Here is a 23,965-nt window from a genome sequence, read left to right as displayed (position 1 = left end):
CTTCGCTTCGCTCGCAATGCCGGCGCTCACGGACAGCTCGCAGGATGGAATCGTCTGGACGAACGTAAGAGGCACAACCGATGCACACTGCGCTCGATGCTGATCCGGAGAAGCTTGACGAGCATGAGCGGAAGTTCGTCGCCAATATTCGTGAGCACGGCTGGTTCGCGGTTCGTGTCGGAGCCGACGCTGAAGGGCCTGGCTTCGCCTACACAACCGGCTTCTGGTTGAAGTTTGGCCATCCCGAGTTGATTGTCTTCTCGCTGCGGGGACAAATCGCTCAGGATGTCTTCTGGCATCTGTATCATGAACTCGAAGCGGGACGGCGTATCCCCATCGGCAGTGAGTCCGGCGATGTGTTCAAGAACATCCCCGCCGTGTTGCTACCCGTCGCGCAACAGCACTATCGCAATCATCTCGGCTGGAGCCGCTGGTTCTACGGCGGTAACGGTTTCGAATGTCTGCAATTGGTCTATCCCGATCGCGACGGACACTTTCCATGGTCGTCGGACGCGCCGGTCGACATCCGGGCAGCCCAGCCCGATCTCACGGAAGGCAATTGGTCCGGCCTCTGCGCACGCTAGTCCGGCGGCCATCGTAAAGGCACGCAATCGCCGTGCCCACCATCATGCGATCGGTGCCAGCTTCCGCCTCCGCCGTGTCAATTCGCCATCCGCTCCCGGCTCATGCGCAGCGTCACGACCAGGCCTTCGGCGGACCAGTCGAAGGCGATGGTGCCGCCGAGCTGGGCGTTCATGCTGCGATGGATCAGTTTGCTGCCGAAGCCTTCGGTGGTGTCGGCCGACTTCGGCGGCCCGCCGCGCTCGGTCCACATGATCACCACTTCGTCATCATGCGCGCTGCACGACACGTCCAGCGTGCCGCTCGAAACCGACAGCGAGCCGTATTTCGCCGAGTTGGTCGCGAGCTCGTGGATGACCAGTGCCAATGTCGTGCTCGAGCGTTCTCCGACATTCATCTTGGGCACCGACACACGGATGCGGACGCTGGCGCCTTTCTCGTCATAGGGGGCAAGCAGCACCGAGACGAGATCGCCGAGCAGGGCTGCTTGGTTCGTCCCGCCCGGCCGCGGACGTATCAGATCCTGGGCACGGCCCAGCGCGATCAACCGGCTGGCGAGCTCGTGGGCCATGTCCTCCTTTGTCGCCGCTGTGCGCGACGTCATCTGCGTCAGCGCGGTGGCGATCGTCAGCAGGTTCTTGACCCGATGGCTCATCTCGCCCGCCAGCAGCTCGTTGGCTTCTTCGGCCTGCTTGCGCTGGGTCACGTCGAGGAAGATGCCGAACATCAGCCGCTCGGCGATGTCGGCATCGTCACCTTGGCCGCGGGCGGAGATCCAGCGGATTTCGCCATCCGCGAGAATGCGAAAATCGATCTCATAAGCGCCGACGATCGCCCGTGTCGCCGAAAACGCCGATCTCACCCGTTCGAGATCGGCGGGGTGAATGTTCTGGGAGAGCACCTCGAACGTGATCCTGCTCTTGGTCTTGGGCACCTCCCACAGCTCATAGGCGCGCTCGTCCATCGTGATCGCGTCGGTGTCGACGTTCCACGACCACAGGGCCACGCCGGCAGCTTTGGTGGCAGCGCGCAGATGCTTTTCGTGCCAGATCGGCATGCACGCGTCCTCGGCCGCCATGAGTTCGATCCCCGCTTTCTTCGCCGCTCTGCAGGCTACGGATCCCGCAATCCGGCAGCCGCAGCCATGTTCGCCCTCCGACTACGCCGCCGCTGCGACTTCGTCGATCGAGGACATGACGGCCTCGGTCGCCGTCTGATGCACCATGTGGCCGGCGCCGCGCACGCGGCGAAAGGTGCTCTGGCTGACGTCGTGATGAAGCCGTCTGGACTGCGCGTCGATGTCGATCAGGCGATCCTGATCACCGGCAACGATCACGACCGGCATCTTCAGCTCACCGTACGCTCTCCTGAAGCGGAAAGCATCGGGAATCATCAGCGCGGCCTCCGCGGCGGAGGCGCGGATCTGCGACGGGCGAACCGCCATTTCCTTGGGGAAGCCGGCAAACTTCGCCGGAACCGATCGCGGGCCGAACAGCTTGGCCATCAGCAGCGGCCACATCATCCGGCTGATCAGAGGGGAGATGGTGTAGCGCAGGATATCGCCCAGCAAGGGAATGGCCGGAGCCGATCCGGCCACCACGTCGGACCGGAAGGTCGGGTAGTAATAGCCGGAGGCGAGCACCATGCCCTTGACCATGGTCGGATGTTCGAGGGCGAGCGCGACGGCGACGGATGCGCCCCAGGAATGACCCAGGACGAAGGCCTCCGAGACGCCCAGGCGATCGAGCGCGCTCTTGATTAGCCCGGCCTGCGCCGTCGGCGTCCACACGACGTTGCGCGGCCGGTCGCTGTGGCCGAAGCCCGGCCGGTCGAACGCAATGACACGGTAGTTCTGCGCCGCCAGATCGATCAGGCCGCTGGAGGCGAAGTCCTGGATCATGCTGCCGTTGCCGTGCAGCAGCACCAGCGGCACGCCGGTGCCGCGCTCGACATAGTGCAGCCGGACGCCGTCGACGTCCATGAACTGGCCGGCGGGAGGATTGGCCCGCTCGGCAGACTTGGCGAGGCGGCGATTGATCAGTGCTGTGACGGCCAGAACGGTCGTGGCCGCCGCTGCCGCCAGAAGAAATGGATGAGTCTTCGCCAGCGACCGGCTGCGATGCGCCAGCGGCTGGAGGGATGGTGTCGAGTTGGTCAGGCGGCTGGGCGTCGACGCCGCGAGCGCGCGCGCTGTGGTCCGGGCTGCGGTCATCATCTGCCCTCATGGAAAGGCGTGCACGACATCCGGAGGATCCGAGAAATGATGCAGCGCAGGGGCAACGGCCGGTCACGCGGTTCGTTCCGTTGTGCCGTCCTGGCGCGCATGGTCGGGGTGTAGGTCGACCTCCGAGCGTTCCGGCCGAGCTCGACCAGCGCAATCGGTCCGGCTTCTGCACCCGGCGGATCGAGGCAGGACTCCCCACAGATGTGCCTTGCGCAAACGGCCCGTCGGGCAGAATCTACTTTACGAAATTCAGAAATTGTGCTTTGATGCGCGCATCCCGCCTCGGCCGGAGGGGCGTTGCGCGCGATCGTCACGACACGCGAGGCGGGGAGCGATGGCCGCACTTGTGCCGCAGCGTGTCTTCGGACGCGCCGACGAACGGCATGGTGCGGACGTGAAGTCGCAGCGTGCTGACACCCCGATGCTGGTGTCCCGCGCAATGCGCAAGCATTGTCGCGAATGGTGGCCAACAAGCCCGGCGCACCAGGCAGACTGCGTATAAGCGTTAAGACCGTCGCGCAGGGAAGGCCGGGCGTTCTCGGCTGCACCTGTGGTACCTGCCGCCTGCATTTTTTTCGCAGGCGGGCCGCAGGCGTCAGCCGACGCCTGGCCTTCCCTGCGCCCTCCGACTTGATGAGGGTGAACGACATCAGCACAGCTCGGGCAGCATCTGCCGCGGGAGCGCTCGCTCATGGGCTATGACGAACCGATCGCGTCAGCTTTCGAGCAGCCACTCCGTCGCGCTGCGCCACAGCGTGTCGCGATGCGCCGCGCGGAAGAAGCCCATATGGCCGATCGCGGACGCCCCGACGTCCTGCGGCGCGATGTCGAGCAGCTCCGGCGTCGTGCCCGTATAACCAGCGCACAGCAGCTCAACCGCGGGCCGCGTGGCCCAGGGATCGTCGGCGAGGCACAGCGCCCGGACGGGACTCTTGAAGTTGGCGTAGTTGGCAAGCGGCAGCGATGCGTCATCGAACAGATAGCGCGGGCTCATGATCCAGCGCACCCATTGCAGGAAGACACCCTTCGGCAGGTCCTCGCCGACGCCACTCCAGCCCGGCGTGTAACCCAGCGCATGAGTCAGCGGGACGCCAACGCCGTTGAGCATCGTCGCCACGCGCCAGCGTTCGCCCGGGGCCATCAGCTTCCAATAGCCGGCCTGCGAGGCGATGAAGAGGGCGCGCGACACCTCGGTGTTGTTGGCGAGCAGGCCGAGCGTCTGGCCGCCGAAGGAGTGGCCGACATAGCGCAGCGGCAGCGCACCGTAGCGCGCACGCATCCAACCGACCGCGCCGGTGATGTCGAGTGCGGCCCAGTCGGTCATCGAGGCCGCAAAGCCCTTCAGGGAGCGGGGACGGCTGCCGCCGATCCCGCGATAGTCGTAGGTCAGAACCGCGCAACCCTGCTGGGCAAGATGAGCAGCGAAGCCGCGATAGATCCGGCGCGGGATCGCCGCCCCGGAATTGATCAGCACGGCATGCGCCGGCGTGCCGCGCGGCATGAACAGGGTGCCCGCGAGCGCAAAGCCATCGACGGCCGGAAGGGTCAGATCCTCGCTCGAAACGCCGTCGGATCCCGTCTCAGCCACGCCTCGTCCTCCCATCACTTGCCCTTCCGCAGCAAAGTCAAATTCGGGTGGCGGTGCAAGCCCTTGTGTCCGCGCCCTAAATTCCAAGTGGCGGCACGGGAGCAGGCTGTGTATAAGGCGCGCGCCGCCGCGCGGGGAATTTGGCGTGCAGTTGCCGAGAGGGAGTAGAGAGCCATGACCGAGCGCTGGAGCCCGGAGAGCTGGCGGTCCAAGCCGGTGCAGCAGGTGCCTGACTATCCCGACCAGAAGGCGCTCGCCGAGGTCGAGGCGCAGCTTGCGACCTTCCCGCCGCTGGTGTTCGCCGGCGAGGCGCGCAACCTGAAGAAGGCGCTGGCGCGGGTGGCGGCGGGCGAGGCATTCCTGTTGCAGGGCGGCGACTGCGCCGAGAGCTTCGCCGAGCACGGCGCCAACAACATCCGCGACTTCTTCCGCGTGCTGCTGCAGATGGCCGTGGTCATGACCTATGCCGGCGCGGTGCCGGTGGTGAAGGTCGGCCGCATCGCCGGCCAGTTCGCCAAGCCACGCTCGTCGCCGACGGAGAAGATCAATGGCGTCGAGCTGCCGAGCTATCGCGGCGACATCGTCAACGACACCGCCTTCACGCCCGAGGCGCGCATCCCCAATCCGCAGCGCCAGCTCGACGCCTACCGGCAGTCGGCGGCGACCTTGAACCTGCTGCGCGCGTTCGCCACCGGCGGCTTCGCCAATCTCGGCAGCGTGCATCAGTGGATGCTCGGCTTCGTCAAGGATTCCCCGCAGTCGCGGCGCTACAAGGAGCTGGCCGACCGCATCTCGGACGCGCTCAACTTCATGCGCGCCTGCGGCCTCGACCTCGAGAGCCATCCGGAGCTGCGCGCCACCGACTTCTACACCAGCCACGAGGCGCTGCTGCTCGGCTATGAGCAGGCCTTCACCCGGGTCGATTCCACCACCGGCGACTGGTACGCGACCTCGGGCCATTTCATCTGGATCGGCGACCGCACCCGCCAGCTCGACCACGGCCATGTCGAATATTTCCGCGGCATCAAGAACCCGATCGGCCTGAAATGCGGCCCGTCGCTGAAGCCGGACGAGCTGCTGAAGCTGATCGACATCCTCAATCCCGACAACGAGCCGGGCCGGCTGACCCTGATCAACCGCTTCGGCGCCGACAAGGTCGGCGATCATCTGCCGGGACTGATCCGCGCGGTGCAGCGGGAAGGGCGCAAGGTGGTGTGGTCGTGCGATCCGATGCACGGCAACACCATCACCTCGACCTCGGGCTACAAGACACGGCCGTTCGATCGCATCGTATCCGAGGTGCGGGCGTTCTTCGCGGTGCATGCCGCGGAGGGCACCCATGCCGGCGGCATCCATCTCGAGATGACCGGCAAGGACGTCACCGAATGCATCGGCGGCGCGCGCGCGATCACCGACGAGGATCTCAACGACCGCTATCACACGGTGTGCGATCCCCGGCTGAACGCCGAGCAGTCGATCGACATGGCGTTCCTGATCGCCGAGCTGCTGAAGCAGCAGCGCGGCGGCAAGACCGCACCGATGCCGGCCGTCGCGGGCTTCTGATGCTGCGTTTGTGGCGCGCGACGGTCAACTCGCGCAACGGCCTGGCCTTCGCGCTCCGCTCCGAGCAGGCGGTGCGCGAGGAGGTGGTCGCGTTCCTGCTGGCGCTGCCGCTGGCCTATGTCGTCGGCGCGACGCCGATGCGCAGCGTCGAGCTGGTCTGCGCGGTGGTGCTGGTGCTGGTCGTCGAGCTGCTCAACACCGCGATCGAGAAGCTCGCCGACCGCCTCACCACCGAGCACGATCTGCAGATCGGCCGGGTCAAGGATCTCGGCTCGGCTGCCGTCGGCGTCGCGCTGCTGATGTCGGGCTGCTTCTGGCTGTTCGCGATCGCCGAGCGGCTCGGGCTGCTTTGAATGAGTTGAGCGATGGCCGCCGACATCTTCAGGATCACGCTGGCCCAGCTCAACCCGACGGTCGGCGACATCGCGGGAAATGCCGCGAAGGCGCGCGAGGCGCGGGCGAGGGCGGCGGCCGACGGCGCCGATCTCGTGGTGCTGCCGGAGCTGTTCCTGGCGGGGCATCCATGCCAGGACCTGGTGCTGAAGCCGGCATTTCAGGCCGCGTGCCGGGCCGCGATCGAGGCTCTCGCGCGCGAGACCGCCGATGGCGGGCCGGCGGTGCTGATCGGCACGCCCTGGATCGACGACGGCAAGCTCTACAATGCCTGCGTGCTGCTCGACACCGGCCGCATCGCCGCGACGCGCTTCAAGGCCAACCTGGCCGATGGTGATCAGAAGCGCGTGTTCATGTGCGGCCCGGCGGCCGGCCCGCTCAGCGTACGGGGCGTCCGCATCGGCGTCGCGATCGGCGAAGACATCTCGCCCGAAGAATCCTCGAACGACGAAAACGTCATCGAGACGCTGGCGGAAACCGGGGCCGAACTCATCGTCGTGCCGAGCCGCTCATGCTACCTGCGCAGCGGCGGCGACCGGCGCCTGTCGGCCGCCGTGGCGCGCGTCACCGAAAGCGATCTGCCGCTCGTCTGGCTCAACCAGGTCGGCGGTCAGGACGGCAAGGTGTTCGACGGCGCATCGTTCGCGCTGAACGCCGATCTCTCGGTGGCCGCGCAGCTTCCGGGCTTCGCCGCTGAGGTCACGACCTTGGCATGGAGCAGGGGAGACGACGGCTGGCAGTGTCGGGGACCGGTCACCACGCCGAGCGAGGGCGACGAGGCGGACTACGCGGCCCGCGTGCTCGGCCTGCGCGACCACGTCGAGAAGCATGGCTTCACCGGGATCGTGCTGGCTCTGACCGGAGGCATCGAATCCGCGCTGTCATTGGCGATGGCCGTCGATGCGCTCGGAGCTGCGAGGGTGCGCGGTGTGGTGCTGTCCGGGCCGGACATGCCGCAGGAATCGCCGGCTATTGCAGTCGCGGCGCGGTTCGGCGTCACCGCCGAGACGTTGCCGATCGCACCGGCAGTGGCAGGCTTCGAAACGGTTCTCCCCGGGCCGCTGGCGGGCGACGCCCGTCACGCTCTCCTGGCGCGCGTGCGCGGCTCGCTGCTGCTGGCCTTGGCGAGCCTCTCGGGTGCGCTCGCGGTCGTGCCTCGCAAGACGTCGGACCTGCATGGCTGCGAGATCGGTGACGCGACTGGCGGTGCCACTCTCGTCGACGGCGTGTCCCCGGCCGAGATCGTTCGTCTCGCAGCGCTGCGCAATCGTTGGAAGCCTGCGAACGCGCTAGGGCCGTCGGTCGAAGTCATGTCGCCCGATCTCGCTGGCCGCGCGTCCTCAGATGCGTTCGAAGGATGACCCGGCGATCTCGCTCAACGCGCGGGAATGAAGGTCGGTCCGACCGTGCGGATCTGCTTGTCGCCACCGGCGCCCGTCGTGGCGTCCGCGGTCGCGGGCGCTGCCGCATCGGCCGGTGCGGCGCCTTTGCGGGCGGCGTTCGCCGGCGGCTTGCCGGTCTGGCGCTGCTGCATCCGCTTGGCGCTCTCCTCGGTAACGATGATGTCGCCCTGCTCGGCGGCTGTGGCCCGGTCGTCGATCGATTTCAGCGCGTCGGCCCAGGTCTGGCCGGGCGCCTTGCAGGAACAGCTCGGGTTGAACTCGGTGCGATACTTGAAGGCGTTCGGCAGCGCGGTGTAGGGCTGGCCGTTGACCGAGACCGCCTGGTTCATGTCCTCGCCGGGATTGCGATAGGTGAACAGCGTCGCGTCGGCGGCGGGGCATTGCGCCTTGCAGGCGCGCTCGTCGTCGGCGAAGCGGCCGGGAACGGTGGCAAACGAGATCGGGAAATAGGCGCCGTCGCAGCTACGCACGCACACGGTCCGGTAGGTGCCCTGCGGCGCCGCGAGCTCGGCGCTCGGCGGCGGCAGCGATGCGGCGGGATTGCTGTCGGCACCGCCGCCGAACAGGCTGGTCAGGAAGTTGCCGCCGCCGCCGCGATTGGCGTTAGCGTACTGCTGATATTGCGGGCCGCAATTGTTCTGGCCGAGGGCTGCCAGCACCGAGCGGCGCTGGTTGTCGCGCTCGCCGCCGAACCCGCCGCCACGGAGCCGCTCCAGGCTGCTCATGATCTGGTCCAGGTTGGACCGCATCTGCTGGATCTGGTTGTTCACCGGGGCGCATTCGGCCGAGCGGCCGTTGAAGATCGAGAAGAAGCCCGGGCTGTCGCAGCCCATGCGCTTGGCCTGCATGCTGACGCGGTCGAGCTCGCCTTGCTGCTTGGCGGCAGCATCCTGATAGCGCCGGATCTGGTCCTCACGCGCGGGATCGCCGCCACCGCGATCGATCGAGGCGAGCTGCGCCTCCAGGCGCGGACAGATCGGATTGACGCCGGCCTGCGGTCCGGGCGGGCCCGGCGGCATCTGCGCATAGGAATCGGAGCTGGATTGCGCCAGGGCGTGCGAGCCGGTCAGGGTCAGTCCGAGCAGCGCAGACACGGCCAGCAGGCGCGGAGACAGGGATGCGATCAAGATGCGGTATTCCGGTCCATGGGTGCAGCCGCGGGACTAGCACAGAATTCGGAAAAATCGCGGCAGCGGCGGGCATCCCATAGCCGCTTTGTCGGGCATCGTCACGTCGTTTCCAGGGCGCCGGGGTGGCGGGAACCGCCGTTCCCGGCCGTCTCAGCGCTGGCAGGTGATCGCGACGAAGTCGCTGCAGCCGCCACGGGCGCAGTTTGCGCCGGCTTTCGGCACCGATCCGGTGATTTCATCGGGGTCGACGCGGCGATAGGAGGAGGCCTGTGCAAAATCCCGTGATTGGCAGTACGACCGCGCGGCCGAGGCGCCGCATCGGTCGCCCTTGGCGAGGCACTGGTCGACGCCGTAGCCGTCGGCTTCGTTGGCGATGATGAAGATGCGGCTCTCCGCCGTGGCGGTGGTCGCGGCGGCGAGGAGAACACAGCAGGCGAGCAGCGCCGGGGAGATTCGCATGGTGCACCGGTGGGTGTAGGAGACAACTCATGGTTAGGCCCAAAAGCTTAAAAATGATTAACCATGAGGCGGGGCGCGAGCATTTGGGCAGTGAAAACGGCCGTTTTGCGGCTCTTGACGGAGACAGTCTGCTGCAGCATGGTGAGTTTCATGAACGGTTTCCTCGCCATCTGCTGCATTTGCCGCGAGATTACGCGCTAGCGATTCGCTGGCTGAGGCCGTCTTTTCTCAACAGAGATGATCAGGACGCCCGGCCGGCAGGTCGGAAGTGTGATTCGTGCCGTGGCGGCCCGCTCGCGGGCGGTCGTGCGGCGTAGGACACCCGTTTCGCTTCGTCATGGACTGTCGGTCCGCCGGGGCGGTGAGCACAGGGCATTCGGGGACGGACCATGGACTTGCGTTTGTACGACACCGCGTCGCGGGAGAAGCGCCCCTTCGTGCCGCTCGATCCCAACAATGTCCGCATGTATGTCTGCGGACCGACGGTCTACGACTTCGCCCATATCGGCAATGCGCGGCCCGTGATCGTCTTCGACGTGCTGTTCCGGCTGCTGCGGCATCTCTATGGCAAGGATCACGTCACTTATGTCCGCAACATCACGGACGTCGACGACAAGATCAACGCCCGCGCCGCGCGCGACTTTCCCGGGCTGCCGCTGAACGAGGCGATCCGGAAGGTGACGGAGCTGACGGCCAATCAGTTCCGCAGCGACGCGGCTGCGCTCGGCAGCCTGCCGCCGACCTTCGAGCCACGCGCCACCGAGTTCGTGCTGCCGCGCCCTGATGGCAAGGCGGATATGGTGAGCCTGATCAAGCAACTGATCGCGCGTGGCCACGCCTATGAGGCGGGCGGCGAGGTGTTGTTCGACACCCGGTCGATGCCGGACTACGGCGCGCTGTCGGGCCGCAGGCTCGACGAGCAACTCGCCGGCGCGCGCGTGGCCGTCGATGCGCACAAGAAGAATCCTGCCGACTTCGTGCTGTGGAAGCAGTCGTCGGAGGACGAGCCGGGCTGGGACAGCCCGTGGGGCCGCGGCCGGCCGGGCTGGCACATCGAGTGCTCGGCGATGAGCGCAGCCTATCTCGGCGAGGTCTTCGACATCCATGGCGGCGGACTCGATCTGATCTTCCCGCATCATGAGAACGAGATCGCGCAGTCGCGCTGCGCGCACGGCACGTCGGTGATGGCGAACTACTGGCTGCACAATGAGTTCGTCCAGGTCGAGGGCGCGAAGATGTCGAAGAGCCTCGGCAATTTCGTCACCATCCGCGACCTGCTGGCGGACTGGCCTGGCGAGGTGCTGCGCCTCAACATGCTCAAGATGCATTATCGCTCGCCGGCCGATTGGACCGTCAAGGGCCTGGAGGAGAGCGCGAAGACGCTCGACGACTGGTATCGCGTCGTGGCCGATGCGCCGGGTGAGCAGCCGGGGCCCGAGATCATCGCCGCCCTCGTCGACGACCTCAACACGCCGCTGATGATCGCAGAGCTGCACGCGTTGCGGAGCCGTGCGGCGTCCGGCGGCGAGACGGACCGCGCGGCCTTTGCCGGCTCGCTCCGCTTTGCGGGCTTCCTGTCGGACACCGTCGCGCGATGGGAAGCGCGAAAGCAGCAGGCCAAAGGCGTCGACGCCGCCAAGGTCGAAACCCTGATCGCCGAGCGTACCGCGGCCCGGGCGCGCAAGGACTTCAAGGAGTCCGATCGCCTCCGCGACGCACTCGCCGCGATGGGTATCGTATTGAAGGACGGCAAGGGCGCCGACGGCAAGCCGGTCACGACCTGGGAGATTGCGCGATGAGCAAGCCCGACACCCCGTTTCCGCGGCACTGGCTGTACTACATCCTGCTCAAGCTGGTGCTGATCGCGGGCGCAGTGGCGCTGGTCACGAAACTCTATGGCATGTGGTGACGCATGGGACAGGCTCTCCCGAGGCCCGCGCTGCGGCCGTTTCTTCCCGCTGATGCGCCGGTGCTGGCCGCGATCTTCGTCGCCAGCATCCAGCAATTGACCGGTGATGACTACAGCGAGGAGCAGCAGGAGGCCTGGGCGTCCGCTGCTGAGGATGAGACGGGTTTTGGCAAGAGGCTGGCATCCGAGCTCACCTTGATTGCGACCCTGCAGGGCTCGCCGGTCGGCTTCGCCGCGCTGAAGGGCAACGATCACATCGACATGCTCTATGTCCATCCGAATGCGGCCGGGCAGGGCGTCGGGGCCCTGCTATGCGACGCGCTGGAAAAGCTGGCGGGCGCGCGCGGCACGACCGGTCTGTCGGTCGACGCTAGCGACACGGCGGTCGAATTCTTTCGCAAGCGCGGCTACGTCGCGCAGCAGCGCAATAGCGTCTCCATCAATGGCGAGTGGCTCGCCAACACGACGATGAAGAAGACGCTCGGCTCCGGGAGAGCGCAGGCATGAGCAGGGCAGGCACAAGCAGGGAACGGCTTTATCTGTTCGACACCACCCTGCGTGATGGCGCGCAGACCAACGGTGTCGATTTCACGCTGGCCGACAAGCAGGCCATCGCGCGCATGCTCGACGATCTCGGCATCGACTATGTCGAGGGCGGTTATCCCGGCGCCAACCCGCTCGACACCGAGTTCTTCGCCGCCAAGCCGAAGCTCGGCCACGCCCGCTTCACCGCCTTCGGGATGACGCGCCGGGCGGGACGCTCGGTGTCCAACGATCCGGGCGTGGCGGCGCTGCTGGAGGCCAAGGCGGACGCGATCTGCTTCGTCGCGAAGTCATCCGCCTACCAGGTGCGCGTCGCGCTGGAGACCACCAACGAGGAGAATCTCGCCTCGATCCGCGACAGCGTGACGGCCGCGAAGGCTGCGGGGCGCGAGGTGATGCTCGACTGCGAGCATTTCTTCGACGGCTACAAGGAGAATGCGGAGTTCGCGCTGGCCTGCACCCGCGCGGCCTATGAGGCCGGCGCGCGCTGGGTCGTGCTGTGCGACACCAATGGCGGCACCATGCCGCACGAGATCGAGCTGATCGTCGGCGAGGTCGTGAAGCACGTGCCGGGCGATCACCTCGGCATCCACGCCCATAACGACACCGAGCAGGCGGTGGCGAACTCGCTTGCCGCGGTCCGCGCTGGCGTGCGGCAGATCCAGGGCACCTTGAACGGACTCGGTGAGCGCTGCGGCAATGCCAATCTGTGCTCACTGATCCCGACCTTGAAGCTGAAGACGGAGTTCTCGGATCGGTTCGAGATCGCCGTATCGGACCGGCAGCTCGCCGGCCTGATGAAGGTCTCGCGCACGCTCGACGACATGCTGAACCGTGCGCCGAACCGGCACGCGCCTTATGTCGGCGAGAGCGCCTTCGTCACCAAGACCGGTATTCATGCGTCGGCCGTGCTGAAGGATCCGCAGACCTATGAGCACGTCCTGCCCGAGCGCGTCGGCAATCATCGCAAGGTGCTGGTCTCCGACCAGGCCGGACGATCCAACGTCATCGCGGCGCTGGAGCGCGGCGGCATTCCCTTCAGCAAGAGCGATCCGAAGTTGACGCGCCTCGTCGAGGAGCTGAAGGAGCGCGAGGCCGCGGGCTACGCCTACGAGTCCGCCGACGCCTCGTTCGAGCTGCTGGCGCGGCGTACGCTGGGCTCGGTGCCGGAGTATTTCCGGGTCGAGCAGTTCGACGTCAATGTCGAGCAGCGCTACAACGCGCTCGGTGAACGCGTCACGGTGGCGCTGGCCGTGGTCAAGGTGGACGTCGCTGGCGAGCGGCTGATCTCGGCGGCGGAAGGCAACGGCCCGGTCAATGCGCTCGACGTCGCCTTGCGCAAGGATCTCGGCAAGTACCAGGGCTTCATCGACGGCCTCAAGCTGATCGACTACCGCGTCCGTATCCTCAATGGCGGCACCGAGGCGGTCACGCGCGTGCTGATCGAGAGCGAGGACGAAAAGGGAGAGCGCTGGACCACGGTCGGCGTCTCGCCGAACATCATCGACGCCTCGTTCCAGGCGCTGATGGATTCGGTATTCTACAAGCTGGTGAAGTCCGGCGCGAAGGGATGAGATGATGCATCCGTCGTTGCGAGCGAAGCGAAGCAATCCAGGCCTGAATGCGCGATTCTGGATTGCTTCGTCGCTTCGCTCTTCGCAATGACCTGGAGAGGCCAGGAGCAAACGCATGATCGACCACGTCTCCGTCGGTGTCAGCGATCTCGTCCGCAGCGCGCGGTTCTATGAGCGTGCGCTGGCGCCGCTCGGGCTGACGCGGCTGATCGAGCGTCCCACGACCATCGGCTTCGGGAAGGCCTATCCGGAATTCTGGATCAATCTACGCCCCGCCATGGCGCGCGTGCCGGCCGACACCGGCTCTCATGTGTGCCTGCGAGCCAGGAGCACGGCGGAGGTCGATGCGCTTCACGCGGCGGCGTTGGAGGCGGGCGGAGTTTCCGACGGTGCGCCAGGACTGCGGCCGCATGATCGCGTGCGCTATTATGCGGCCTTTGTGCTTGATCCCGATGGCAACCGGATCGAGGCGGTCACATTCCCGAGCGAGTAGGCGCTCAGAGCCGTTTGGCGATCTCAGGCGCCATCTCGGTCTCTTCCTTGGCGACGCGGGCGGCGGCCTCGCGCAGGCGCGGCAGGATGTCCTCGACGCGTTCGGCCCTGAGCAGCTCGATCTGGAAGCCGGGGCGGATGAACTCGGTCTCGCGCATGTGCGCGAGCAGCCCGAACAGCGGTTCCCAGAAGCCGTCGATATTGGCCATCAGCACCGGCTTGGCGTGGCGTCCGAGCTGCTTCCAGGTCAGCTGCTCGACGAGCTCCTCGAGCGTGCCGATGCCGCCGGGCAGCGCCACGAACGCGTCGGAGTGCTCGAACATCAGCCGTTTGCGCTCGTGCATGTCGGGCGTGATGATGAGATCCTTGAGCGGCATCATGACTTCCTTCTTCACCAGGAAGTCCGGAATGATGCCGGTGACGTCGCCGCCATGGTCGAGCACGGCCTTGGCAACCGCGCCCATCATGCCGATGGAGCCGCCGCCATAGACGAGCCTGACGCCGTTCTCGGCAAGCGCCTTGCCGAGTGCTTTCGCCGATTCGATGAAGCTGGGATTCGTCCCCGGGCCGGAGCCGCAATAGACGCAAACGGTGCGGATTTCAGTCATTGGAGCGGTGTGACACTGCAGTTGAAAGGCGTCAAGACGAGGGCGGAGGACGTGGATTCGCGGGCTTTCACGGATTGATGCAGGCTGAATGGGTCCATTTGTCCGAAAACAAGTATGCAAATACTGCGCCGCGGCAACGGATTCCGTCGACGTACCGGTGCATCCGGCGCCCGGACACTCTATATGACGCAGGCAACGCCCGGCATCACAACATGCCAAAACACTCGCTGCTCCAGAACGTTTGATGCCGCCCGATTCCTCCTCCGAACCAGCCGCCAACCAGCCTTCGTCCCTCGAGCAGGGAACGCTGGCCGGCACGCTGCGCCACTTGTGGCCCTTCATCTGGCCGAGCGATCGCGCCGACCTGAAGATGCGCGTGCTATGGTCGGTGGTGCTGCTGATCGCGGCCAAGGTCGCGACGCTGGTCCTGCCCTTCACCTTCAAATGGGCGATCGACGCGTTGACCGGCGCCAATACCGCGCCGATCGCGCCCGATAACTGGGCGTTCTGGCTGGTGGCCTCGCCGATCGTCATGACGGCAAGCTACGGCGGGATTCGGGTGCTGATGGCGGTGCTGACGCAGTGGCGCGACGGTATTTTTGCCCGCGTCGCCATGCATGCCGTGCGCAAGCTCGCGACCATCACCTTCGTCCACATGCATGAATTATCGCTGCGCTTTCACCTCGAGCGCAAGACCGGCGGCCTGACCCGCGTGCTCGAGCGCGGCCGCAACGCGATCGAGACCATCGTGCGCATGGTGATCCTGCAGCTGATCCCGACCATCGTCGAGGTCTCGCTGCTGACGGCGGTGCTGCTGTGGCAGTTCGACTGGCGCTACGTTCTGGTCACGCTCACCATGGTCGCGGCCTATCTCTACTACACCTACATTGCGACCGAGTGGCGCATCGAGATCCGGCGCCGCATGAACGACTCGGATACGGATGCCAATACCAAGGCCATCGACTCGCTGCTCAACTACGAGACAGTGAAGTATTTCGGCGCCGAGGCGCGCGAGGCCGAGCGTTATGACCGTTCCATGGAGCGCTACGAGCGGGCCAGCGTGAAGACCTATACCTCGCTCGCGGTGCTCAACGCCGGGCAGGCCGTGATCTTCACGATCGGGCTGACGGTGGCCATGCTGATGTGCGCCCAGGGCGTGCGTCAGGGACGCAACACGGTCGGCGACTTCGTCATGATCAACAGCATGATGATCCAGCTCTACCAGCCGCTGAACTTCATGGGCATGGTCTATCGCGAGATCAAGCAGGCGATCATCGACATCGAGAAGATGTTCGGCGTGCTCACGCGCGATGCCGAGGTTAAGGACGCGGCCGGAGCGACGCCTTTGGTGGTCACCTCTGGCAATGTCCGCTTCGACGACGTCCGCTTCGCCTATGAGCCGGAGCGGCCGATCCTGCAGGGGCTGAGCTTCGAGGTGCCGGCGGGCAAGACGGTCGCGATCGTGGGGCCGTCCGGTGCTGGCAAGTCGACCATCTCGCGGCTGCTGTTTCGGCTCTACGACGTCTCCGGCGGACGCATCTTGATCGACGGCCAGGACATCCGCGACGTTACCCAGGTGTCGCTGCGCGCCCAGATCGGGATGGTCCCGCAGGATACCGTGCTGTTCAATGACACCATCCGCTACAACATCCGCTACGGACGCTGGGATGCGGACGACGCCGCCGTCGAGGAGGCAGCGAGGCTGGCCCAGATCGACGGTCTGATCCGGATGGCGCCGAAGGGCTACGAGACCCAGGTGGGCGAGCGCGGCCTCAAGCTCTCCGGTGGCGAGAAGCAGCGCGTTGCGATTGCCCGCACCATCCTGAAGGGGCCGCCCATCCTCGTGCTGGACGAGGCGACCTCGGCGCTGGACAGCCATACCGAACACGAGATCCAGGAGGCGCTCGATGGCGTGTCGCGCAATCGTACCTCGCTCGTGATCGCGCACCGGCTTTCGACCATCGTGGCGGCCGACGAGATCATCGTGCTCGACCGGGGGCGAATTGCCGAGCGCGGCACTCATGCCGAGCTGCTGGCCAAAGGCGGGCTGTATGCCGGCATGTGGAACCGACAGCGCGAGGCCGAGGAGGCGCGCGAAAAACTGGCGCAGATCGGCGACGATGCGGGGGCGCCGAACCGCAATCCGCCGGATCGGAGCGAGCCGGACGCGGCCGGGCCCGATCGGACCGGACAGGTGGCGAGTGCCGCCGAATGATGCCGCGAACCGCCCTGATCTGAACTCAAGAATGCATTAAGGATTCATTTTGACCTTCGCCGGCCATCGACCTAGTCAAGGCGGCGGTCCGCTCTGAGGTCAGAGCGACAACACTCAACGAAGCAGGCCATGTCGATCAGCAATTCCATCCGCGCTCAGATCCCGCCGATCCACCCGGAAGGTTATCCTTTCATCGGGGGATTTGCCCTCGTCAGCCTGATCCTGTTCTGGATATTCACCCCGCTCGGCTGGATCGGCACGCTGCTCACCGTCTGGTGCGCGCTGTTCTTCCGCGACCCGATCCGGGTCACGCCGCAGCGGGAAGGGCTGGTGGTGGCGCCGGCCGACGGGCGCATCTCCATGATCACGCGCGCCCTGCCGCCGGCCGAGCTTGGCCTCGGCGACCGGCCGCTGCTGCGGGTCTCGATCTTCATGAGCGTGTTCAACGTGCATGTGAACCGCAGCCCGGTGGCCGGCCGGATCGAGAAGATCGCCTACCGTCCGGGCGCCTTCATCAATGCCGAGCTCGACAAGGCGAGCGAGGACAACGAGCGCAACTCGCTCGCGATCTCGACGCCGCATGGCCGCATCGGCGTGGTCCAGATCGCAGGCCTCGTGGCGCGCCGGATCGTGTCGTTCGTGCGCGAGGGGCAGACCATTGGGGCTGGCGAGCGCTTCGGCCTGATCCGCTTCGGCTCGCGGCTCGACGTCTATCTCCCCGACGGCACGGAGGTTCTGGTCTCGGAGGGGCAGACGGCCATTGCCGGCGAGACGATCCTGGCCGATTTCGACGTCCCCGTGCCCGGCCTGACGTTCCGGAGCCAGTGAACCGTCGCTGCCCGCTGGTGACCCATTAAGGGGACCTTGAGCTGTGTTCAGGCACAAGGTTCCGGCCAAACCACACGTGGTGTGATCATGAGCTTCGACGTGAACTCTCCCGAACTGCGCCGCCGCCGTTTCCGCCCGATCCCGGTGCGGCTGCTGGTGCCGAACATGATCACCCTGCTGGCGATCTGCGCCGGCCTGACCGCGATCCGGCTGTCGACCGAGGGACGGATGGAGCTCGCGGTCGGCGCCATCGTCTTTGCCGCCTTCCTGGACGGCATCGATGGCCGCATCGCCCGCATGATCAAGGGCCAGTCGAAGTTCGGCGCCGAGCTCGACAGCCTGGCCGATTTCGTCAATTTCGGCGTGGCGCCGGGCCTGATCCTGTATTTCTGGCAGCTCCATGAGCTGCGCGACGGCGGCTGGATCGCCGCCATGATGTACGCCATCAGCGGCGGCCTGCGGCTGGCGCGCTTCAATGCCAGCATCGACGATCCCAACAAGCCGCCCTTCGCCGCCAATTTCTTCACCGGCGTGCCGGCACCGCTCGGCGCCATCACCGTGCTGCTGCCCGTCTATCTGGCGTTCCTGGACCTGCCGAGGCCGCCGGCGCTGGTGACGGCGTTCTACACCCTGCTGATCGCCTTCCTGATGGTGTCGCGGCTGCCGGTGTTCTCCGGCAAGACCACGCGGATGCGTGTCTCGCCCGAACTCGTGCTGCCGGTGTTCGCCTCGGTGGTGTTCTTCGTGGCGCTGCTGGTGGTCTATCCCTGGCACATCCTGTCGGCCGGATCGATCCTCTACATCCTGAGCCTTCCGTTCGGCTGGCGGCTGTATCGGCACCAGGCGGCGCGGCACGCCGCGGTCCTTGGTGCCGCGGCTGCGGCGTCGCACGCCTCGTCTTCATCCACGACGGCTTTTGCGCCGACCGGCGCGCCAGCGGTGGAGCAGGGGCAGCGGCCGCCGGAACGGCTGCACTGAGCGCAGGGCCCAAGACCCGGCGCGCGCTTTGCCGGCTTGGGCGCCTCAGTTATACCGGATGGCCAAGGACGGCCGCGAATGCCGTCCGCATCATCCGGAGAAAACGCCCGTGACAAGCACTGCCGCCGCGCCCCTCGCTGCTTTCGTCCTCGAGGCGCTCGCGCGCTACGATACGCCGACCATCTGCAACGCGATGGAGATCGTGGCGCCCGAGCGGCGCCTGATCGGCTACACGACCAAGCCGCTGGTGTGTCCGTTCCCCGATCTGCCGCCCATGGTCGGCTACGCGCGGACGGCGACGATCCGGTCCGTCGTCAAATCGGGATTGCCGGCGGAGGAGCAGGCGAGGCGACGCACCGACTACTACGAATATGTCGGCACCGGTCATGGTCCCCGCATCGTCGTGATCCAGGATATCGATGGCCCCGACATCGGTTACGGCGCATTCTGGGGCGAGGTACAGAGCAACGTCCACAAGGCGCTCGGCTGCCTCGGCGTGATCACCGATGGATCGATCCGCGACATCCCGCAATGGGCTGCCGGCTTCCAGGCACTGGCGGGCTCGATCGGTCCGTCGCATGCGTGGGTGCATGCCGAGAGCTTCGGCGGCGAGGTCCGCGTCGCCGGGATGACCGTGCGCTCGGACGACCTGATCCACTCCGATCGCCATGGTGCGATCGTCATCCCCGCCGACATCGCGGCGAAGCTTCCCGAGGCGGCCGAGTTGTGCGCGCGCCGTGAAACGCCGATCCTGGAGATCGCGCGGTCTGCGGATTTCTCGCTCGAGAAGCTCAAGGCCGCTTTGAAGCGGTCGGCGGAGATTCATTGAGCGTCGCTTCACTCCGGTCCCAATGGGCGAGCCGTACCGCGCGGCGGTGCGGCCCGCCGGCCTTGCGCTGGGCGCTCGCCGAACTGCGACGCTGCAACCGCATCCGGATGACTACGGGGTGGCGGCTGACCCTCCGCCGAAAATATCGCGCACGGTGACGAATTACCCGCAAACAGGCCGGAATTCGCCGAAGGTTAAGCGGCCGTCGCTCGTTGAGAAGATTTTATCCATCAAGCTTTACCTGATGGCTAGCCTGTCCCGATAGGCATGTCGCCCGAGGGCGAAGGACATGCGCAGGCTGATATCGAAATCCGGGCCGTTGTTCGGGCGGCTCGACCGGACCGTCGACAAGATGGTTCGGCTGATCGGACATTTCGGCAGCGCCGCGATCGGCCTCTCGGCGATCGCCCTGGTGTGGGCCGGCATCTTCTACACCATCTCTGAAGAGTATACGCGCACCGAGCAGTCGGCGCTTAAGAACGGCGCCAATCTGGCCCGCGCGTTCGAGGAGCAGATCATCCGCTCGATCCGCGCGGCAGATCAGACCTTGCTCTACGTCCGCGACTCCTATGCCAGGGACCCGCACAACTTCGACATGTCGCTATGGTCGAAGAACAGCCAGTTCCTGTCCGACTTCTCGTTTCAGGTCGTCGTGATCGGCAAGGACGGCATCATGCTGTCCAGCAACATCGATCCGAAGATGCGGGGCCTCGACCTGCGCGACCGCGAGCACTTCCGCGTTCATGCCGACGGCAAGGATGATTTTCTCTTCATCAGCAAGCCGATCTTCGGCCGTGTCTCCAACAAATGGTCGATCCAGTTGACCCGCCGCATCATCATGCCGGACGGTTCGTTCGGCGGCGTCGTGGTGGTCTCGCTCGACCCTGAATATCTGTCGAGCTTCTACAATTCGGTCGATCTCGGCAAGAAGGGCAATGTCACACTGCTCGGTCTCGACGGCATCGTGCGCGCACGGGCCTCGGCCGGTCCGGGGGGCGTCGGATCCTCGCTCGCCGGCAGCCCGGTGATGAGCGCCATTCAGCACGGAAGCAGCGGCTTCTACACCTTCAAAAGTCTGATCGACGGCGTCACGCGCATCTACTCGTTCCAGCGCATCAAGGATCTGCCGCTGGTGGTCATCGTCGGTCAGGCCTCCGAGGAGATCTTCAGCGCCTTCAAGCTCAACCGCGATCGTGATCTGCTGGTCGGAGCGTTGCTGACGGTGGTCATCGGCATCATCACGATCCTGATTGCGCGCTATCAGGCGGGGCTTGCCGCCTCGCGTGATGCCGCCGAGGCAGGTACGCGGGCGCGCTCCGAATTCCTGGCGATGATGAGCCATGAGATACGCACGCCGATGAACGGCGTCATCGGCCTTGCCGATCTCTTGCTGTCGGCGGACCTCGCGCCGGAGCAGCGCAAGATCGCGACCACCTTGCGCGAGTCGGCCGACTATCTGTTGCAGCTGCTCAACGACGTCCTCGATTTCTCCAAGCTCGATGCCGATCGTCTGGAGATCGAGCACATCGAGTTCGACCTGCACCGGTCGGTGACGGCGACCGCCGAGCTGCTGGTGTCCCGCGCCAAGGAAAAGGGTCTGCAGCTGACGACCTCGATTGCGCCGGAAGTGCCGAACTACGTGGTCGGCGATCCCGCGCGATTGCGCCAGGTGCTGTTCAACCTGGTCGGCAATGCGCTCAAATTCACCGAATCGGGCGGCGTCCATATCGATGTCCGTGCCGAGAACCTTGCCGGGCCGCACCTGACGCTGGTGTTCTCGATCGCCGATACCGGCGTCGGCATTCCCGCAGACGCCGTCAGCCGGCTGTTCAAGCAGTTCTCGCAGGTCGACAATTCCATCTCGCGCCGCTTTGGCGGCACCGGTCTGGGGCTCGCAATCTGCAAGCGCCTCGTCACCTGCATGGGCGGCGACATCACGGTGCAGAGCAAGGTGGGGGAGGGCAGCACCTTCACCTTCTCGATCCAGGTCCAGACGCAGCCGGACGTCGAGCAGGTGAGCGCGCCCGAGGCGACCATCGTGCCGGTCGGTGAGACGATCGCCGAGGAACGTCCGGGCAGCCTCGAGCCGCTGAAGATCCTCGTTGCCGAGGACAATCTGACCAATCAGTTCGTCATCAAGAAGCTCCTGGACAAGCTCGGTCACCGCTACGACATCGTCGAGAACGGAACCCAGGCGATCGCGGCCGTGCAGAGGCAGGCCTACGATCTCGTGCTGATGGACATGATGATGCCCGAGATGGACGGGCTGACGGCGACGCGGATGATCCGCTCGCTGCCGCCGCCCGCCCAGGACATCTACATTGTTGCCCTGACGGCCAACGCCACCAGCCAGGATCATCTGGCTTGCACGGACGCCGGCATGAACGACTTCGTGACCAAGCCGGTCACGCGCGATCGACTGAATGCCGCTCTGCTTCGCGCGGCCGCTGCTACACACAAGGAAAGGCTTGTCGCATGACCGACTGGGTGCAATTCGACGAATCCGTCTATCAGATCCTGGTCTCCGAGCTCGGCGAAGAGGATGCGCTGGAGGTCCTGCGCACGTTCCTCGACGATACGTCCGGAAAGTTCGGCACGCTTGCGGCCAAGTTCGAGGATCGCCTCGAACTGAGGCGTGAGGCGCATTCGATCAAGAGCTCGTCGGCGACGTTCGGTTTCTCGGCGCTGTCGCGCCTGTCGCGTGAACTCGAGGTGGGATCGGCGACGATGGAGCCGGCGCAGATGCTGGAGATGGTCCACAAGATGCAGCGATCATTCGATCAGTCGGCCGTCTTCGCCGCGGCGAACCTGCTGAAGTCCGGATCCTCAGCCGCTTGAGCGAGTCGGCGTGGTCTGCGGCGCTGCTGTTTACCTTTCATTATGCCTACCGAATTCAGTAACTCGTCCTTAATGGCGGACATCTAGTCTCGTGACATGCGGTCCAGAAGCACCGCGTCGGTCCGGCAGGGTCGTGGTTTGCGTACGCGGGTGGAGTTGACTCATGGATATTATGACGAGTGCGGGGCTCGTGGCTGGCGTGATCGTCATCGCGACGATGATGCTGCTGGGCGGCGATCTCGAGATGTTCGTCAGCGAGCACGCCGCAATCATCATCTTCGGCGGTTCGATCGCAGCCACCATGATTCGCTTCCCGCTGGGCGTCATGCTGCACGGCGTTCCGCTTGGAATGAAGTACGCTTTCACCATGAGCCGCCTGTCGGCCCGCGAACTCGTCGACGAGCTCGCCCGCATTGCCGAGATCGCGCGCAAGCAGGGCCCGGTCGGCCTGGAAAAGGTCGAGACCGACGAGCCGTTCCTCGCCAAGGGAATCCGCTACGTGGCCGACGGCTACGACCTCGAATTCATCCGCGACAATCTCGAGCGTGACCGCGACAATTTCCTGATGCACCTGGACGAAGGCAGCAAGATCTATCGCGCCATCGGCGACTGCGCCCCGGCGTTCGGCATGGTCGGCACGCTGATCGGCATGGTGCAGATGTTCGCCAACATGACCGATCCCTCGAAGCTCGGCCCGTTCATGGCGACCGCGCTGCTCGCGACCCTGTACGGCGCGTTGGTGTCGAACCTGATCTGTCTGCCGATCGCCGACAAGCTGCATGGCAAGCTGCTGGACGAGGAAACCAACCGGACGCTGATCATCGACGGAATTCTGATGATCCGCGACTCCAAGAGCCCCGCCCTGGTCCGCGAAATGCTCCTGGCCTATCTGCCCGAGAAGCATCGCCATGCCGAAGGCGAGCCCGTGCCGGCCTGATCGGCTGCGGCGGGGCGATCCGGGGTGGGGTAGGCAATGGCCAAGAAGAAGAGGGGCGATGCGCATGGCGGCGGTCACGGCTGGTTCGTGACCTTTGCCGACCTGATGGGACTTCTGGTCAGCTTCTTCGTGATGCTGGTCGCGTTCTCGACCATGGACAACAACAAGCTGAAAGTCGTCGCAGGCTCGATGCGCGACGCCTTCGGCGTGCAGTCCGAGTCGCGCTATTCGGGCATCGTGGAATCCGACGGCCTGCCGACCCGGCCGAAGCTCAAGAACGCCGCCCACATCTCGCCGGAGGAGACCGCGCGCGAGCCCAGCCCCGAGCAGGAGGAGCGCCAGCATACCAATGGCGCCAAGCTGAAGATCGATCGCCAGTTCGCGCTGGCGTCCGCCTCGCTGCGTCAGGCGCTGCAGGACATGCCGGAGATGACCGAGATCTCCAAGCACATCATGTTCGAAGAGACCAAGCAGGGGCTCAACCTGGAGATCGTCGACCAGGACGGGCGGTCGATGTTCGCGGATGGCTCGAAGGTGCCCTTCGACCGCACGCGACGCCTGATCGAGAAGCTGGCCGCACCGCTCAAGGCGACACCGCTTCGGGTCCAGATCACCGGGCACACGGCCGCCGGCTTCGTTCCCGCCCGGAGCGATTATGATGGTTTCGACCTGTCGGCGGACCGCGCCAACGCAGTACGCCAGATCCTGGAGCGGGAAGGGTTGCCGGCGAGCCACATCTACGCGGTCTCCGGCAAGGCGGATAGCCAGCCACTGTTCCCGGACGATCCCTCGCTGGCCGCCAACCGCCGCGTGACGATCACCTTGATGCGGGAAGACCCGCCATTGCCGCCCGATCTGAAGCCGTAGCCGGG

The 23,965-nt window shown here is 65.8% G+C and carries 22 protein-coding genes; 16 read left to right on the top strand and 6 right to left on the bottom strand.

Annotated features, from left to right (window positions below):
- The first annotated feature begins 80 nt into the window (after positions 1 to 80).
- Positions 81 to 584 carry a DUF4262 domain-containing protein gene (locus ACQR13_RS07435; protein WP_315749674.1) on the top strand — a complete coding sequence of 168 codons (504 nt, stop codon included), beginning with the start codon at positions 81 to 83 and terminating at the stop codon, positions 582 to 584.
- Between the two features lie 77 nt (positions 585 to 661).
- Here the strand turns inward: ACQR13_RS07435 and ACQR13_RS07430 are convergent, their stop codons facing one another.
- From ACQR13_RS07430 to ACQR13_RS07420, 3 genes are all read right to left on the bottom strand, one after another.
- Complete coding sequence (locus tag ACQR13_RS07430; protein WP_315749676.1) at positions 662 to 1,639, bottom strand: sensor histidine kinase; 978 nt, start codon at positions 1,637 to 1,639, stop codon at positions 662 to 664.
- A gap of 102 nt (positions 1,640 to 1,741) precedes the next feature.
- Positions 1,742 to 2,794, bottom strand: a complete 1,053-nt coding sequence (locus tag ACQR13_RS07425) for an alpha/beta fold hydrolase (protein ID WP_315714966.1) — start codon at positions 2,792 to 2,794, stop codon at positions 1,742 to 1,744.
- A 727-nt stretch (positions 2,795 to 3,521) separates the two neighbouring features.
- Positions 3,522 to 4,394: an alpha/beta hydrolase family protein gene (locus tag ACQR13_RS07420; protein WP_315714516.1), complete on the bottom strand. Its 873-nt coding sequence runs from the start codon at positions 4,392 to 4,394 to the stop codon at positions 3,522 to 3,524.
- 174 nt (positions 4,395 to 4,568) lie between these two features.
- On the opposite strand from ACQR13_RS07420, the gene ACQR13_RS07415 reads away from it, so the two are divergent.
- From ACQR13_RS07415 to ACQR13_RS07405, 3 genes are read left to right on the top strand one after another with little or no spacing between them, the layout of a single operon-like run.
- The gene (locus ACQR13_RS07415) at positions 4,569 to 5,957 is read left to right on the top strand and encodes a class II 3-deoxy-7-phosphoheptulonate synthase (protein ID WP_315714515.1); all 1,389 of its coding nucleotides are present in this window, start codon (positions 4,569 to 4,571) and stop codon (positions 5,955 to 5,957) included.
- On the top strand, positions 5,957 to 6,310 hold the full coding sequence (locus tag ACQR13_RS07410; protein WP_315749679.1) for a diacylglycerol kinase: 354 nt from the start codon (positions 5,957 to 5,959) through the stop codon (positions 6,308 to 6,310). The genes ACQR13_RS07415 and ACQR13_RS07410 overlap by 1 nt, the downstream gene beginning before the upstream one ends.
- A gap of 12 nt (positions 6,311 to 6,322) precedes the next feature.
- Complete coding sequence (locus tag ACQR13_RS07405) at positions 6,323 to 7,711, top strand: nitrilase-related carbon-nitrogen hydrolase (protein WP_316164584.1); 1,389 nt, start codon at positions 6,323 to 6,325, stop codon at positions 7,709 to 7,711.
- A gap of 14 nt (positions 7,712 to 7,725) precedes the next feature.
- Here ACQR13_RS07405 and ACQR13_RS07400 read toward each other — a convergent pair whose 3' ends face one another.
- Both ACQR13_RS07400 and ACQR13_RS07395 read right to left on the bottom strand, forming a co-directional pair.
- Entirely contained in the window at positions 7,726 to 8,880 is a 1,155-nt protein-coding gene (locus ACQR13_RS07400) for a DUF2865 domain-containing protein (protein WP_434862711.1), read from the bottom strand.
- Positions 8,881 to 9,033: 153 nt separating this feature from the next.
- Positions 9,034 to 9,342, bottom strand: a complete 309-nt coding sequence (locus ACQR13_RS07395; protein ID WP_315714511.1) for a hypothetical protein — start codon at positions 9,340 to 9,342, stop codon at positions 9,034 to 9,036.
- 389 nt (positions 9,343 to 9,731) lie between these two features.
- On the opposite strand from ACQR13_RS07395, the gene cysS reads away from it, so the two are divergent.
- The 4 genes from cysS (at position 9,732) to ACQR13_RS07375 (ending at position 13,861) form a co-directional block, all read left to right on the top strand.
- Positions 9,732 to 11,141, top strand: a complete 1,410-nt coding sequence (gene cysS / locus ACQR13_RS07390; RefSeq protein WP_315827366.1) for a cysteine--tRNA ligase — start codon at positions 9,732 to 9,734, stop codon at positions 11,139 to 11,141.
- 113 nt (positions 11,142 to 11,254) lie between these two features.
- The gene (locus ACQR13_RS07385) at positions 11,255 to 11,758 is read left to right on the top strand and encodes a GNAT family N-acetyltransferase (RefSeq protein ID WP_434862710.1); all 504 of its coding nucleotides are present in this window, start codon (positions 11,255 to 11,257) and stop codon (positions 11,756 to 11,758) included.
- A complete protein-coding gene (cimA, locus tag ACQR13_RS07380) occupies positions 11,755 to 13,368 on the top strand; it encodes a citramalate synthase (RefSeq protein ID WP_315827367.1) in 1,614 nt (537 codons plus the stop codon). The genes ACQR13_RS07385 and cimA overlap by 4 nt, the downstream gene beginning before the upstream one ends.
- Positions 13,369 to 13,483: 115 nt before the next feature.
- Positions 13,484 to 13,861, top strand: coding sequence for a VOC family protein (locus ACQR13_RS07375; protein WP_315749685.1), 378 nt, complete (start codon positions 13,484 to 13,486; stop codon positions 13,859 to 13,861).
- 4 nt (positions 13,862 to 13,865) lie between these two features.
- On the opposite strand, the gene ACQR13_RS07370 is transcribed toward ACQR13_RS07375, so the two are convergent.
- The gene (locus ACQR13_RS07370; RefSeq protein ID WP_315749687.1) at positions 13,866 to 14,468 is read right to left on the bottom strand and encodes a TIGR00730 family Rossman fold protein; all 603 of its coding nucleotides are present in this window, start codon (positions 14,466 to 14,468) and stop codon (positions 13,866 to 13,868) included.
- Positions 14,469 to 14,712: 244 nt separating this feature from the next.
- Here ACQR13_RS07370 and ACQR13_RS07365 point away from each other — a divergent pair, with 244 nt between their 5' ends.
- From ACQR13_RS07365 to ACQR13_RS07330, 8 genes are all read left to right on the top strand, one after another.
- The gene (locus tag ACQR13_RS07365; RefSeq protein ID WP_315749689.1) at positions 14,713 to 16,683 is read left to right on the top strand and encodes an ABCB family ABC transporter ATP-binding protein/permease; all 1,971 of its coding nucleotides are present in this window, start codon (positions 14,713 to 14,715) and stop codon (positions 16,681 to 16,683) included.
- A gap of 93 nt (positions 16,684 to 16,776) precedes the next feature.
- The gene (locus ACQR13_RS07360; RefSeq protein WP_315714965.1) at positions 16,777 to 17,511 is read left to right on the top strand and encodes a phosphatidylserine decarboxylase; all 735 of its coding nucleotides are present in this window, start codon (positions 16,777 to 16,779) and stop codon (positions 17,509 to 17,511) included.
- Between the two features lie 87 nt (positions 17,512 to 17,598).
- Positions 17,599 to 18,489: a CDP-alcohol phosphatidyltransferase family protein gene (locus tag ACQR13_RS07355; protein ID WP_315714503.1), complete on the top strand. Its 891-nt coding sequence runs from the start codon at positions 17,599 to 17,601 to the stop codon at positions 18,487 to 18,489.
- A 109-nt stretch (positions 18,490 to 18,598) separates the two neighbouring features.
- Positions 18,599 to 19,318 (top strand): RraA family protein, encoded by a 720-nt coding sequence (locus tag ACQR13_RS07350; RefSeq protein ID WP_316171230.1) that lies wholly within the window; start codon positions 18,599 to 18,601, stop codon positions 19,316 to 19,318.
- Positions 19,319 to 19,607: 289 nt separating this feature from the next.
- Positions 19,608 to 21,797, top strand: coding sequence for a hybrid sensor histidine kinase/response regulator (locus ACQR13_RS07345; protein ID WP_316173965.1), 2,190 nt, complete (start codon positions 19,608 to 19,610; stop codon positions 21,795 to 21,797).
- Complete coding sequence (locus tag ACQR13_RS07340) at positions 21,794 to 22,156, top strand: Hpt domain-containing protein (protein ID WP_315749694.1); 363 nt, start codon at positions 21,794 to 21,796, stop codon at positions 22,154 to 22,156. The genes ACQR13_RS07345 and ACQR13_RS07340 overlap by 4 nt, the downstream gene beginning before the upstream one ends.
- A gap of 163 nt (positions 22,157 to 22,319) precedes the next feature.
- Positions 22,320 to 23,093: a motility protein A gene (locus ACQR13_RS07335; RefSeq protein ID WP_315714499.1), complete on the top strand. Its 774-nt coding sequence runs from the start codon at positions 22,320 to 22,322 to the stop codon at positions 23,091 to 23,093.
- Positions 23,094 to 23,129: 36 nt separating this feature from the next.
- Positions 23,130 to 23,960 (top strand): flagellar motor protein MotB, encoded by an 831-nt coding sequence (locus tag ACQR13_RS07330; protein ID WP_315714498.1) that lies wholly within the window; start codon positions 23,130 to 23,132, stop codon positions 23,958 to 23,960.
- The last annotated feature ends 5 nt before the right edge of the window (positions 23,961 to 23,965 follow it).

The organism is Bradyrhizobium sp. HKCCYLRH3059, from assembly GCF_051168035.1.
Lineage (GTDB): Bacteria > Pseudomonadota > Alphaproteobacteria > Rhizobiales > Xanthobacteraceae > Bradyrhizobium.
The sequence above is the reverse complement of the archived record's forward strand: the minus strand, read 5'-3'. Positions and strand labels throughout refer to the sequence as shown.